Origin of the sequence: Arabiibacter massiliensis (assembly GCF_902386925.1) — a bacterium.
Taxonomy (GTDB): domain Bacteria; phylum Actinomycetota; class Coriobacteriia; order Coriobacteriales; family Eggerthellaceae; genus Arabiibacter; species Arabiibacter massiliensis.
This window is the reverse complement of record NZ_LR698996.1, coordinates 175,331-188,756: the sequence shown is the minus strand read 5'-3', so window position 1 is coordinate 188,756 and position 13,426 is coordinate 175,331. Positions and strand designations below refer to the sequence as shown.

Genomic DNA, 13,426 nt, shown 5'->3' with positions numbered 1-13,426 from the left:
CCGGTTGGCACCGCACGGGATCCTTCGACTCGCTGCGCTCGCTCAGGATGACAACCTGTAAAGCTCCGCTCGCTCAGGATGACAACCTTATCCTACGCGCTCTTCTCCACGCTCTTCGCTACCGGCGTTATCTCCGGCTTCGTCTCTCCCGTGATGTCGCTCGCCCGCACGGTCACCGCAGACGGCCCGTCGTGTTCGGGCAGGTCGTACATGACGTCCTGCAGCACGCGCTCGCAGATGGAACGCAGGCCGCGCGCGCCCGTTCCGTGCTCCACGGCCTCATGCGCGATGGCCGTGAGCGCGTCGGGCTCGAACGTGAGCTCCGAGTCCTCGAAGTCGAACATCTTCGTGTACTGCTTCACCAGCGCGTTCTTCGGCTCGGTGAGGATGCGCACGAGGTCTTCCTCCGACAGCTCCGACAGCGACGTGACCACGGGGATGCGGCCCACGAACTCGGGGATCATGCCGTACTTGTTCAGGTCCTCCGGCAGCACCTTGGCCAAAAGCTCCGCCTCGGCGTGCTTCTTGGACTCGGGAAGCTCGGAGTTGAACCCGAGGCCGCTCTTGCCCACGCGCGCGGCGATGATGTCGGCCAGGCCCACGAACGCGCCGCCCAGGATGAACAGGATGTTCGTGGTGTCGATGTGGATGAGCTCCTGCTGGGGGTGTTTGCGCCCGCCCTGCGGCGGCACGCTGGCCTCGGTGCCCTCCACGATCTTCAGGAGCGCCTGCTGCACGCCCTCGCCCGAAACATCGCGCGTGATGGACAGGTTCTCGGCCTTGCGGGCCACCTTGTCGATCTCGTCGATGTAGATGATGCCGATCTCGGCGCGCGGGATGTCGAAGTCCGCCGCCGTCATGAGCTTCAAGAGGATGTTCTCCACGTCCTCGCCCACGTAGCCCGCCTCGGTGAGCGTGGTGGCGTCCGCGATGGCGAACGGCACCTGCAGCGTGCGCGCGAGCGTCTGGGCCAGGAGCGTCTTGCCCGATCCCGTGGGGCCCAGAAGCATGATGTTGCTCTTGGCCAGCTCCACGTCGCCGTCCTCGGCATCCGCGCCCAGGCTGATGCGCTTGTAGTGGTTGTACACGGCTACGGAGAGCGCCTTCTTGGCGTCCTCCTGCCCCACCACGTGCTCGGAGAGCTCGGCGTACAGCTCGTGGGGCGTGGGCAGGTCGGTCAGCAGGTCGGCGGGCGACGGATCGGCGACCGAGGCGACGTGCGCCTCCTCGCCGACCCGCGCATGGCGTCCCGTCTCAGCGCGCGACGGCTGCTGCTCGAGCGCCGCGGCGGCGTCGAACGCGGGGACGTTGAGCCCCAGGTCGCGCATCATGGCGTCGGCGCACACCGAGATGCACTCGTCGCAGATGTAGATGCCGTTGGGCCCCGAGATCATGGCCGCCACCTGGTGCGGATGCTTCCCGCAGAAGGCGCACGTTATATCCTCGCTGCCCCGGCCTTCGAATTCGTCGTCGCGTCTGTCGTTCATGTATCCTGTTCGCTTGTCTACTCGTCGGAGCTCGGCGCGGCTGCGCGCGAGGTGGTGATGCGGTCGACCAGGCCGTAGGCCACGGCCTCCTCGGCGGTCATGTAGTTGTCGCGCTCCGTGTCGGCCTGGATGGTCTCGAGCGTCTGGCCCGTGTTGTTCGCGAGTATCTCGTTCAGGCGCTTGCGGGTCTTCAGCATGTAGTCGGCCACGATGGCGATCTCGGTCTGCTGGCCCTGCGCGCCGCCGGAGGGCTGGTGGATGAGCACGAGCGAGTTGGGCAGGCACAGGCGCTTGCCCTTGGCGCCATGGGACAGCAGCACGGCGGCCATCGAGGCGCATTCGCCCAGGCAGATGGTGGACACGTCGCACTTGATGAAGTCCATCGTGTCGAGGATGGCCATGCCCGCCGTCACCGAGCCGCCCGGCGAGTTGATGTAGAGCGAGATGTCCTTGTCGGGGTCGGCGCTCTCGAGGTGCAGCAGCTGCGCCACCACGGAGTTCGCCACCTGGTCGTCGATCTGCTCGCCCAAAAAGATGATGCGCTCGTTCAGCAGGCGCGAGTAGATGTCGTAGCTGCGCTCGCCGCGCGGCGACTGCTCGATGACGTAGGGGATCAATGCGGATTTGGTGTCAAAGCTCATAGTGTATGCCTCGCTTGTCTCTTGCGGCCGGAATCCGGCCCAGCTGACGTTTCTGTCATAGTGCGGTCTATCGTGCCGCCGCGCAAGGCCCGGGTACCGTATCGTTACCTCGGCCCGCCCCGCGCACATAAGCGCGACGAGGCGGGCCGGTGTCTGATCGCGGCGGTGCTACTCGGCGTCGGACGCGGCCTCGGGGGCCTCCTCCTTCTTCGCCTTCTTGGCGGCAGGCTTCTTGGCCGGCTTCTCGGCGGCCTCGGCCTCGGGGGCCTCGGCGGCGTCGGCCTTCTTCGCGGGCTTCTTGGCGGCCTTCTTGGCCGGCTTCTTGGCCTCGTCCTTCTTGGCGGCCGGATCGATCTCGGTCACGACGGCCTTCTCCATGAGGTCGTAGACGGCCTTGGTGCGCATGATGCCCTGGCGCACCATGTGGAGCTGGCCGTTCTGGCGCCATTCCTTCTCAAGCGCCGCAGGATCCTCCACGCCGCTCTTCACGAACTCCTCGGTGACATCCTTGCCGTCGGCCTCCATCTTGAAGTGGCGGGCCCACGCGTCGAGCGCGAGGTCCTGGCGCGTGATGTCGGCGGCCTGCTTCTTCACGTCCTCCTTGAACTGGTCGGGCGTGAGGCCCTGCTGCGCGAGGTACATATCGAACGACATGCCCTGGCTCTGGAGCTGCTGGAAGAAGTCCTGGATGAGGGTGGCCTCGGCGTCCTCGCACATGGCCTGGGGCACGTCGCCCTCGAGGCGCTCGGCCACGGCGTTCAGGCAGGCGCTCTCCTTCAGGCGCGGCAGCATGCCGGCCTTCTGCTGCGCAAGGGACTCGGAGATGCGGGTGCGCAGGTCCTCCAGGCCCTCGAAGCCCAGCGTGTCCTTGGCCCACTCGTCGGTGACCTCGGGCAGGTTCTTCTTCTTGACCACTTTGACCTCGACCTCGAAGTCGATCTTCTCGGTCTTGCCCGCCAGCGACGCCAGCATGATGGGCGGATCGGCCGGCATGTCGAGGGAGAACGTGGCGCTCTGCCCCTTCTTGAGGCCGACGAGCTGCTCGTCGAACTCGGCCGGGAACAGGTTCGCGCCCAGGCCGTAGGGGCGGTTGTCCGTCGTGAGGGCCGGGATCTCCTCGCCCTTGTCGTCGGTGGCCTTCATGGCCAGGTCGATGTAGCTGTCGGCCTTCACCTTCGTGGCGGCCGAGGCGTCCTCGAACGTGTAGTAGTGCTCGCGCAGCCCCTCGATCTGCTCGTCGATCTCGGCGTCGGAGACGCCCTCGGCGGGCAGCTCGATGGCGACGGGCTCGTAGCTGGAAAGCTCGAACTCCGGCTTCACTTCCACGGTGAACGCGAACGTGTAGGGCTTGCCGCCCTCCACCAGGTCGGTTTCGTCGAAGGCGGGCTTGGAGATGGGGAACAGGCCGCAGTCGTCGATGGCGAGGGGGTAGGAGCCGTTCACGACCTCATCGGTGACCGTGGCCAGCACGGCTTCCTTGCCCAGGGCGTTGTCGATGATCGGGCGCGGGGCCTTGCCCTTGCGGAACCCGGGGAAGTTGTACTTGTTGGCGAAGTCCTTGTAGGTCTTCTTGATGCGGGCATCGATATCCTTGGCATCGACGGTGACGGTCACCTTCGTGCGGTTGTCTTCCAATGCCTCAACTTTTGTTTCCACGTAGCTGTCCTCCATCATTTCATGTATCGCCTTGCGGCATCGAGCGGCGTTGCCCGCGCGACCGTCCCCTTCCGCGGACGCTGCGATCCTGCATCACGCGCCGAGCACACCGAGACGGAATTATCGCACATGTGGACCTTCTGAGGAAGGGAACTTCACCCACGTTCACGAAGAACCGACGAAAAGCACGCGGGCCTGCGCCTTCTCCTCCGCTGGCCGGTTACGAATCGGTTTAACGCTACCATCGGGGGCGCTCGCACGGTATCATGGGGGCAATCGAAAAACAAACGCAGCAGCGGAAGGCCCCCCATGCCCGACATCGAACTCAATATCATGCAGGAGCGCGAGCTCGACCGCCTCATCGACTACGAGCGCGCCACGTGCACCGTGGACGGCGAGCTGGTGTACCGCTGCGCATTCCCCTATCGGCCCGACGACGACCTGCAGCGCGAGCTCATAGAGCGCGGCGCGCTGGCCGTGAGGCCCGACGAGCGCCGCGGCTCGGTGGTGGCCATCACCTCGGACGGCTACTCCTACTTCCCCGCCCTGCGCCGCGAGGAGATCGAGCGGGAGCGCGCCCGCAGGCGCGACGCGCGGCTCATCGGGCTCGCGGCTCTGTTCTCGGCCCTGAGCGTGGTGGCCGGCTTTCTGCTGGGGCGCTTTTTGGCATGAGGCCGCGCGCGGCTCGCGGCAGGGCGCAGGTTGCCGCTTCCAAACGGCCGGCTTTTTGCTATCATGGTCGCTGCGCGCCTTCCGGGCGCGCGCAACCGCGTGCGGGCGTGGCGGAATTGGCAGACGCGCCAGATTTAGGTTCTGGTGGGAAAACTCGTGAAGGTTCAAGTCCTTTCGCCCGCACCATCGGGGGCGGCCATCGGCAGACGGCCGCCCCGGCAGCGTCAGATTGTTAAAAGAGGCCGCACCCATTGGTACCGTTCTGCGCGGGATTCGGGCCCTTTGGCGCTCGGATCCCGCGCATGTTTTGGAAGCCTTCGGCAAAACCCCAGGTCGCCGTCTTCCGTATCAAGCTGAACGCTCCGCCGGCCCGCGCAAAACCGTCACAAGTGGTGCTTTGCGCGGGGTTTTCGCGACAGGGCACCCGATCGGGAGCGCGGAGGACCCTACGCGTCGACCACTTGGATGGTGTAGGCGTTGTCGCCCTCGGTGAAGGGCCGCAGCAGGTTCTCCACGAGGGTGTGCGCCTGCTCGGTGGCCTCGGCGAGCATGTCGGTCTGATCCACCTTGCCGTCGGCGTCCTGCTGGGCGAGTTTGAGCGCCTCGGTGGTATCCTGGCGGTTCTCCCAGTTGAACAGCGCGAACGAGGAATCGTAGAACTCGATGGACTCCGGATCGATCTCCACGCCCAGCATCTTGGCGGCGGGCAGCCTCACCGTGACCACGTTGCCGCTGATGTCGACGGAAGCCTGCGACAGGTCGACGCCCGCGCGCACCTCGGCGTCGTAGACCATCGAGAAGGCCTTCTTGTTGATGAAGTCGATGTCGCCCTGCTCGTAGCGCACGAGGCCGCGGTACTCGAGCTTGGCCGTGGCCAGCTCGCTGCAGTTGGACAGCTGCTCCTGGATGGACGTGGAGGACAGCGAGACGCTCGGCTCGAGCGTGCGCTGCACGGCGATGGTTCCGAACACGCCGGCCGCGACGAGCGCCACAGCCGCGACGAGCATGACGATCTTCTTCATACCGCCCCTCTCCGCTCAGGTTTTTTTCGGCGAGGAGCATACCACGAAAGCGCGCCCGGCCACATTCGGCCGAGCGCGCTCGATCTTCGCTTCCCATGCTTGAGCAGGGACTATGAAACTTTGCTGTGCACAACTGTCAACGAGACGTTGAACGGTCGTGCGCTCGGCGCGTGGGCTACTCCGCCAGGCGCGCGATGAAGTCCTTGCCCACCTTCTCGATGTCGACGTCGTCTAGGTCGGCCACGTAGGCGCGGAACTGCGGATAGCCCAGATCGCGCACCTTGAAGTCGCGGTACGTGGCGCGCACGCGTTTGGCGAGCTCGGAGATGGCGATGCCCTCCGCGCCGGACTCGCGCACGAGCTGGCGGATGAAACGGTCGGGCGAGGCCTGCCCGGCGGGCTGCTCGGGGGCAGGCGCGGCTGCGGGCTTCTTCGCGCGGGGTGCGCGGCGCTTGGCGGGCGCCTCCGCGGACGCGGCAGGCTCGGGCTCGGACGCGGGCGCGGGCTCCTGCGCCGCCTCCGCCGGGGCCTCCTGCTCCGGCTGGGACGTCTGCGCGCGGGAGCGCTTGGCCCCGCCGCGCTTGCCGCGACGGGCCGGCTTGCGAGCGGGCGCTTCGGAAGCGTCCTGCTCGGCGACGGGCTCGGCAGCCGCTTCCGGCTCGACCGGCGACTCGACGGGCGAGGCCTCCTGCGCCGGGCGCTCGGCGGCCTCGACCGGGGCGGCGGCGTGCTCGCGGCGGCGGCGCGGCGAGCGGCGTGCTGCGGGCTTGGCGGAGGGCTCCTCCTCGGCGGCCGCCTCGGGCTTCTCGGCCGGCTCCTCGGGCTCGGGCTCCTTCGCCGGCGCCTCCTTAGCGGGCTTGCGGACGGGCTCCTTCGCGCCCTCCTTGTCCTCGGCGAGCTCGACGGTCACCGAGCTGCCGTCCTTGGTGACCACGACGCCCCCGAACTCGTCGAGCAGCTTCTTCAACTGGTTCGTGCCGTAGCTGCGCACGTCGAAGTCCGGATAGCGCTTCAAGAGGCGGCTGCCCACCTCGCCGAGGCCGGTGGACTTGCCGTTGTTCAGGTTGTCGGTGATGATGTTCACCACGGCCTGCTCGATCTCCTCGATCGACGGCCCGGCGTTCTGCGCGCCGGTCGAGACGGCCTGCTCCGGGCGCGCGCCCTTGGCCCGGCCGTTCGACTTCGCGTTGGCGCCGGCGTTGGGCAGCAGCAGCTCGAGCGTGGTGAAGATGTCGCACGCCTTGCGGAACGGCACGGGCGTCTTCTTCTCCCCCATGCCGATGACCGTGAGGCCGCTCTCGCGGATGCGGCTGGCGAGCCGCGTGAAGTCGCTGTCGCTCGACACGATGCAGAAGCCCTCCACCGAGCGCGTGTACAGGATGTCCATCGCGTCGATGATCATGGCCGAGTCGGTGGCGTTCTTGCCCTGCGTGTAGCCGAACTGCTGGATGGGCGTGATGGAGTTCTCCAGCAGCGCGTCCTTCCATTTGGCGTGGAGCGTGAGCGTCCAGTCGCCGTAGATGCGCTTGTAGGTGACGGTGCCGTACTTCGACAGCTCGTCGGTGATGGGCTTGATGTACTTGGCCGACACGTTGTCGGCGTCGATCAAGAGCGCGAACCGCTTTTCAGACGATTGCTTGGTATCCACGTTTCGCTCCTAGGTTGATGAGGGGGTCGAGGCTGTGAGCCCCGACCGGGTGGCGCCGCATGGCAAGCCCTCTGACGTGCCGTTTCGGCGTCGTGACGGAAGTAATACTACTCGATCGAGGGGGCCCGGCGCGCCTCCGGGGCATGGCTGATACAATTTGTCCATAATCACCTCTTGCGCTGGGAATCGAAAATACGTATACTTCCACCTTGCGCCTTGGTGGGTGTAGTTCAGTTGGCTAGAACGCCAGATTGTGGCTCTGGAGGTCGTGGGTTCGAGTCCCATCATCCACCCCAGCATTATTTTGAAAAATAGTTCTTGCAATTGCTGGTTTTGCACATTAGAATAATCCAGCGCTTTGCGCATGAGGTACTTTGACATAGGCGTTACTTTCGGACTGTTAGCTTAGTTGGTAGAGCAGGGGACTCTTAATCCCAAGGTCCGGGGTTCGAGTCCCCGACAGTCCACCATTTGAATCCGAAGCCCCGACAGGGGCTTTTTTCATGCCCTCGAGGCGGCAATTCCCCTACCCCGCCGCGAACGCGAGGGCGGCCTCGGCGGCGCGGTAGCCTTTCTCGTAGAGGCGCTCGAGGCTCTCGGGGTCCCGCGTGAGCGTGTCCACGCCGCAGCAGTCGTCGGGCGCCACGATGAGCGCGCGGCCCTCCCGTTCCAGCTCCTTGGCGCGCGCGACGGACAGGTTGTAGCGCAGCGCGCGCAGGCGCAGCGCCTCGGCGGTGCGGGGGAACCGCGCGGAGAGCAGCCGGCACGCCAGGCGGTCGCGCTTGAAGGAGCGCACGTAGTCGCGCGGCCGCGTGAGGATGACCACGACGCGCTCGCAGCCGTCGGACAGCGCGCGCTCCACCGGCACCGGGTCGGCGATGCCGCCGTCGAAGTACACGCGCCCCTCCCAGCGGCACGGCCGGCACGCAACGGGGATGCCGCTCGAGGCCTTGAGGATGCCGAAGTCGTCGCGCTTGAGGTCGCTTTTGCGGAAGTACACCGGCGTGCCGTCGGCCGCGTCGGTGGCCACCACGGTGAGCGAGGACGGGTTCGCGAGCAGCGCGTCGTAGTCGAGCGGGTACTCGCCGTCGGAGTTCGAGAGCACCGAATACACGTAATCGAGGTCGAGGTAGGAGCCCTTGCGCACGAGGTTGCGCACGCTCATGTACTCCTTGCGGCGCGGGTACACCGTGTAGAACAGGCGGTTGCGCCCGCGCTGGCCCGCCAGGTAGGCCACCATGTTGCCGCTGCCGGCCGACACGCCCAGGCAGTAGCCGAACGCGACGCCCTCGTCGAGGCAGCGGTCGAGCACCCCGGCGCCGAACACGCCGCGCAGGCCGCCGCCTACGTCGACGACCCCGACGCGCGCGCTTTTGGGATGGTATGCAGGGCAGGCTGGGCTCATGGCTCCCCCGGGTTCCTCGGCTCGATCATCGTGCGGCGCATCCGCGCGGGGAGCGCCCGGCTTCCATGCTAAGCTTCGACGTCCGGCGTGCGGGCACGGGCGGCGTACGCGTTGCCGCGCCGTCAGCGTCGCGTGCGCCCGGCGTTTACCGGACCGGGGCGCGCGCCGCGAAAAACTTCCCCGCAACCGCAACAATGCAGGGGTCCGCATCCGTGTTGGTTGCGAAAGGAGATGGCATATGGACCCACAGAGCGAAACGGAAGGCGCGGACATCGAAGCCGCCATCGGCCGCTGGGGCCCCACGGTGCTGAGGCTGGCCACCTCGCGCATGGGCAACGCGGCCGACGCCGAGGACGTGTACCAGACCGTGTTTTTGCGGCTGTTCCAGTCGCGCATGCGCTTTCGCGACGAGGAGCACCAGAAGGCGTGGCTTCTGCGCGTGACCTCGAACTGCTGCAACGACGCGCATCGCGCGGCCTGGCGGCGTCGGCGGGCGTCGGTCGACGAGCTGGCCCCCGAGGAATGGGGGCGCCCGGCCGAGCCCGAACCCGCGGCTGACGGGGAGCTCGACCGGCTGGAAGCCGCGCTCGCCCGCCTCACCGACAAGCAGCGGGCCGCCGTGCACCTGCACTACTACGAGGGCTACTCGACCGACGAGATCGCGCGGATCACCGGCGAGCGGCCCGCCACCGTCCGATCCCATCTCCACCGCGCACGCAAGGCCCTTCGCATCGATTTAGGAGAACGCTCATGAACGAGCATGATTTCAAGGAACGGTACGCGGCGCTGCAGGAGCGCGTCTCCCCCTCCCCCGAGCTGGACCGCAGGACGGCCTCACAGGCGCGCGCCGCACACGAGGGCGCGGGCCGACAGAAGCCCACGCCGCGCGCGACCTCCGGCGGCCTGCGCCGCTGGGCCGTGCCCGCCGCGGCGTGCCTGGCGGCGGCCGCCATCGTCGCCGGCGGGATTCCCCTGGTGACGGCCTCGCTCGACCAGGGCGCGCCTGCGGGCATCGCCATGTCCGACGCGGCGGCGGCCTCGGGCTTCTCCGTGCGCGCCTGGGCTGCGGATGGCTCGTCCATGCTCGCCCTCGGCCAAGACGGCACCGTCGTCTTCGACCGGGACACGAGCACGGGGCTGCACAACCCGCCCTACTACCAGACGGAAGGGTACTTCACCGGCTGCCTCTTCCGCATCGAGGGAGAGGGCATCGCCCGCGTGCAGATGAACGTCACGCGCGGCGCGATATACAGCCAGATCGGCGAGCGCTTCACGCACGGCGAAGAGCCCGACCGGTGGGCCGAGATCCTCAGCTGGAAGCCGACGAAGCGCGGCACGGGGACCTTCGCCGGCTACGACATGGTCACGCCGATCAGCGGGGGCGACGGCCTGCCGAAGGACTCGCCCCAGAAGCTCGCGGGCGCGAACTTCTCCAAGCTGCTCGGAGGCACCGTCGACGTCTCCGCGGAGGACCTCCCCGAGCTGGCGAGCGGAGAGGTGAGCTTCGGCCTGTGGACGAACGACCCTTATCCGGAGGACGGCAATTCGTTCAACGCGGTCGTCGACCTGTTCGACGGGCAGACGCTCACCGTGACGGTGACGTTCGAGGACGGCCGCACCTCCACCCAAGTCATCGAGCTGCACGCCGCCCCCATCAAGATCGCTTTCGAGAACGGCCAGTCGCAGCTCCTCCCCGAAACCGACGCGGAGGAAGGCGCGCTCCACTCGCTCTACGGAACCGTGGTGGAGACGAGCAGCGACCCCTTCCCCCTGCCGCTCGACAACGCCAACGACCGCGCGGGCGAGGTGCTGCCCGCCCTCGTGCTGTAGCCGCCGCCTCCCGCAGAGCGCAAGGCGGGCCCGCGGGATTCAACCTGCGGGCCCGCTTGCCTTTCCCGCCTTCGCCCCTACCCCCGCGCCAGCTTCCTGGCGCCGAGGAACGTCACGGCGAAGTACACGCCGTAGACCGCGAGGAAGCAGGCGGCGCAGGCGAGGGCCGTCGCGCCGATGTCGAGGTGGCCGAACACGGCCACGACGTCGGTGACCACCACGAGCGCGCAGGCGGAGTGCGCCACGGCCAGCAGCAGCGGGAACAGGAAGTACACGAGCACCTGCGCGAACTGCGACGTCGCCACCATGTTCTCGGGCGCGCCGAGCTTGCGCAGCAGGCCGTAGCGCCCGGCGCTGTCGGACGCGTCGGAGAGCTGCTGGATGGCTAATATCGCCGCGCACGCCACCACCAGCACGAAGCCCAGGTAGATGGCCAGATACGCCACGATGGTGGACAGACCGACGTTCTGCTCGGCCACGAGCGTGCGCGTCGTCGAGCGCGTGACGGGCCAGGTGTCGGGCTCGGTCGTGTCCGCCACGGCGGAGGCCAGCTCGCCGAACGCCTTCTCGTCCTCGTCGGAGGCGCACTGCACGCTCAGGTGCGACTGGAGGATGGCGGCGCTTGCGGGAATCGCGTCGTCCGGCACCACGACGGTGCCCGTGTTCAGCGGAAACGGCGTGGTCATGAGGCTCTCGCTCCGGAAGGCCGCCATTTTGAACGCCCGTCCGCCCACCTCGACCTCCGCGCCCTTCTCGATTGCGCGCTCGTAGAACCCGGCCGTGATGTCGGAGTCGCTGAACACCGCGCACTCCCCCGCTCCCAGCTCGAGCGCCGGATGCCCCGCCAGCTCGAGCGCCGCGTTCACCTGCGAGAGCTTCGCCAGGTACACGGGGTACGCCTCGTAGCCCGCGTTCACGGAGGCCCCGGCGAAGTCGGTGAGCGCAAGGCCGCTCGCTTCCTCCACGTCCCCCATGGTCAGGCCGTCGTCCGGGTCCACCAGCATGTCCACCTGGGCCGAACCCTCCACGAGCGCGTCGAAGTCGCCCGCGCCCACCGCCTTCGCGCTCGCGCGCAGGCCGGCGGCCATGTCGTAGCCCTGCGCCGCGGCGAACTCCCCGTACGTGCCCAGCTCGGCGGGCACGTAGCCCGTATCCGCGGTGTACGTGCCGAAGTTCGTGGACACGGTGGCGCTGTAGTCGGTTCCTCCCTCGATCGACTCCAGGGAGGCGTTGCGGATGCCCAAGCCGCCGCACACGCTGGTGAGGGCCAAAAACAGCACCATGCACACGATGGACAGCGTCGCGAACGTCGTGTTCACCTTGGCGTTCAGCTGCCGCAGCGTGAACATGTTGAGCCCGCGCAGGTACAGCGGCCGCACCGTCTGCACGAGCTTCAGCAAAAAGCCCGACAGCGCGTAGAAGAACAGCGCCGTGCCGATGCACACGAGCACCGTTGCGGCCGCGAACTCGGGCGAGGGCTCCATGAGGCCGTTGTCGACGAGCAGCTTGTACGCCACGCCGATGAGCGCCACGGCCGCTACGAACAGCACGAGCGAGAGCGGCAGGCTCGTGAGCCTCATGTCCTCGCCCTTGGCCTCGGCATGCAGCAGGTCGATGAGCCGCGCCTTGGCCACCGTGCGCGCGTTCAGCGCGGCCGCGACCACGAAGATGACGGCGAACACGGCGATGGTCTGCACGAGGGCGTCGGCCGAGAACACGAACGCGAACCCGCCCATGCCGGCGACGTCCGCCTGGAAGAGGGCGGACGTGACCTGCAGCAAAAGCTGCGAGAGGCCCACACCCACCGCGAGGCCCGCCGCAAGCGAGGCCGCGCCTGCGATGAGCGACTCGAGCGCGACGATCTTCACCACGTCGCCCGCTCCCATGCCCAGCATCAGGTACAGCCCGAACTCCTTCTTGCGCCGCTTGATGAGGAAGCGGTTCGCGTACACCACCAGGAACACCAGCACGCACGCGATGAACGCCGACACGCCGCCGATCACCATGCCCAGAAGCTCGAACATCTTGTCCTGCGTCTCCGAGAACGCGAGCACGCCCTGCTGGGCCGTCATGGAGTTGAACGCGTAGAACACGGCCACGCCCAGCATGACCGTGAGGAAGTACACGCCGAAGTCGGACACCGACTTGCGGACGTTTCCCCAGGCGAGCTTAACAAGCATGGGCCAACGCCCCCTCGGCGTCGCCGCCCATGCCGGTGACGATGTCCACGATGCGGCGGTAGAACGTCGAGCGGTCGGTTCCCTGGCGGCGCAGCTCGCCGTAGAGGCGGCCGTCCTTGATGAACACGATGCGCCCGCAATAGCTCGCCGACACCGCGTCGTGCGTGACCATGAGGATGGTGGCCCCGCGCGCGTTGAGGCCCTCGAGCGACTCGAGCAGCGCCGCCGCCGATTTCGAGTCGAGCGCGCCCGTGGGCTCGTCGGCCAGCACGAGGTGCGGGCGCGTGACCGTGGCGCGCGCGGCTGCCACGCGCTGGCGCTGGCCGCCCGACATCTGGAAGGGGTGCTTCTCGAGCACCTCCTCGATACCCAGCTGGCGGGCCGCCTCGCGCACCCGCGCGTCGATCTCGCCCGGAGGAGTCTTCTGGATGGTGAGCGCGAGCGCGATGTTCTCGTAGGCCGTGAGCGTGTCGAGCAGGTTCGCGTCCTGGAAGATGAAGCCCAAGTCGTCGCGGCGGAACCGGGCCAGCTCCTTGCCGTGGAGGTTGGTGACCGTGCGGCCGCCGATCACGATCTGCCCGCTCGTGGGCGCGTCGATGGTGGCCAGGCAGTTGAGCAGCGTCGACTTGCCCGAACCCGAAGGCCCCATGATGCCCACGAACTCGCCCGAAGCCACGGTGAGGCTCACCCGGTCGAGCGCCTGGGTGACGCTCGCCTCCGAGCGTTTGCGGGCGTCGCCGCCGTAGCGCTTGCTGATGCCCCGCACCTCCACCACCGTCTGCGCCGGCCGGGCCGCATGTTGTGCCGTCATGTTCCGTCTCCTTTCGCAATTTGTCTGAGCGGAGGCCGTAGACCTCCTTTTTGTCATCCTGAGCGGAGGCCGTA

11 protein-coding genes and 3 tRNA genes are annotated in these 13,426 nt (G+C 67.6%); 6 read left to right on the top strand and 8 right to left on the bottom strand.

Annotated features, from left to right (window positions below; translation table 11 throughout):
• Nucleotides 1-92: 92 nt before the first annotated feature.
• The 3 genes from clpX to tig form a co-directional block, all read right to left on the bottom strand.
• Nucleotides 93-1,487, bottom strand: coding sequence for an ATP-dependent Clp protease ATP-binding subunit ClpX (clpX, locus tag FX134_RS00780; protein ID WP_080797084.1), 1,395 nt, complete (start codon nt 1,485-1,487; stop codon nt 93-95).
• A gap of 17 nt (nt 1,488-1,504) precedes the next feature.
• Nucleotides 1,505-2,128, bottom strand: coding sequence for an ATP-dependent Clp protease proteolytic subunit (locus tag FX134_RS00775; RefSeq protein WP_080797083.1), 624 nt, complete (start codon nt 2,126-2,128; stop codon nt 1,505-1,507).
• Nucleotides 2,129-2,296: 168 nt separating this feature from the next.
• Nucleotides 2,297-3,784, bottom strand: coding sequence for a trigger factor (gene tig, locus FX134_RS00770; RefSeq protein ID WP_232050797.1), 1,488 nt, complete (start codon nt 3,782-3,784; stop codon nt 2,297-2,299).
• A 309-nt stretch (nt 3,785-4,093) separates the two neighbouring features.
• On the opposite strand from tig, the gene FX134_RS00765 reads away from it, so the two are divergent.
• Together FX134_RS00765 and FX134_RS00760 are read left to right on the top strand one after the other, a co-directional pair.
• The gene (locus FX134_RS00765; RefSeq protein WP_080797081.1) at nt 4,094-4,456 is read left to right on the top strand and encodes a hypothetical protein; all 363 of its coding nucleotides are present in this window, start codon (nt 4,094-4,096) and stop codon (nt 4,454-4,456) included.
• A 101-nt stretch (nt 4,457-4,557) separates the two neighbouring features.
• Nucleotides 4,558-4,642: transfer RNA gene (locus FX134_RS00760), tRNA-Leu, on the top strand.
• Between the two features lie 260 nt (nt 4,643-4,902).
• Here FX134_RS00760 and FX134_RS00755 read toward each other — a convergent pair.
• Both FX134_RS00755 and FX134_RS00750 read right to left on the bottom strand, forming a co-directional pair.
• Nucleotides 4,903-5,478: a DUF4230 domain-containing protein gene (locus tag FX134_RS00755; protein ID WP_080797080.1), complete on the bottom strand. Its 576-nt coding sequence runs from the start codon at nt 5,476-5,478 to the stop codon at nt 4,903-4,905.
• A 175-nt stretch (nt 5,479-5,653) separates the two neighbouring features.
• Nucleotides 5,654-7,126, bottom strand: coding sequence for an NYN domain-containing protein (locus tag FX134_RS00750; protein WP_080797079.1), 1,473 nt, complete (start codon nt 7,124-7,126; stop codon nt 5,654-5,656).
• 219 nt (nt 7,127-7,345) lie between these two features.
• On the opposite strand from FX134_RS00750, the gene FX134_RS00745 reads away from it, so the two are divergent.
• Nucleotides 7,346-7,422, top strand: a tRNA-His gene (locus tag FX134_RS00745).
• 98 nt (nt 7,423-7,520) lie between these two features.
• Nucleotides 7,521-7,596 (top strand) — tRNA-Lys (locus tag FX134_RS00740).
• Between the two features lie 56 nt (nt 7,597-7,652).
• On the opposite strand, the gene FX134_RS00735 is transcribed toward FX134_RS00740, so the two are convergent.
• The gene (locus tag FX134_RS00735) at nt 7,653-8,531 is read right to left on the bottom strand and encodes a patatin-like phospholipase family protein (protein WP_080797078.1); all 879 of its coding nucleotides are present in this window, start codon (nt 8,529-8,531) and stop codon (nt 7,653-7,655) included.
• Between the two features lie 238 nt (nt 8,532-8,769).
• Between FX134_RS00735 and FX134_RS00730 the strand changes: the two genes are divergently transcribed.
• Nucleotides 8,770-9,285 (top strand): RNA polymerase sigma factor, encoded by a 516-nt coding sequence (locus FX134_RS00730; RefSeq protein ID WP_080797077.1) that lies wholly within the window; start codon nt 8,770-8,772, stop codon nt 9,283-9,285.
• A complete protein-coding gene (locus tag FX134_RS00725; protein WP_080797076.1) occupies nt 9,282-10,361 on the top strand; it encodes a hypothetical protein in 1,080 nt (359 codons plus the stop codon). Before FX134_RS00730 ends, FX134_RS00725 begins: the two co-directional genes overlap by 4 nt.
• A gap of 77 nt (nt 10,362-10,438) precedes the next feature.
• Here FX134_RS00725 and FX134_RS00720 read toward each other — a convergent pair whose 3' ends face one another.
• Nucleotides 10,439-12,541, bottom strand: coding sequence for an FtsX-like permease family protein (locus FX134_RS00720; RefSeq protein ID WP_080797075.1), 2,103 nt, complete (start codon nt 12,539-12,541; stop codon nt 10,439-10,441).
• Nucleotides 12,531-13,352: an ABC transporter ATP-binding protein gene (locus tag FX134_RS00715; RefSeq protein ID WP_080797074.1), complete on the bottom strand. Its 822-nt coding sequence runs from the start codon at nt 13,350-13,352 to the stop codon at nt 12,531-12,533. The genes FX134_RS00720 and FX134_RS00715 overlap by 11 nt, the downstream gene beginning before the upstream one ends.
• Nucleotides 13,353-13,426 lie beyond the last annotated feature (74 nt).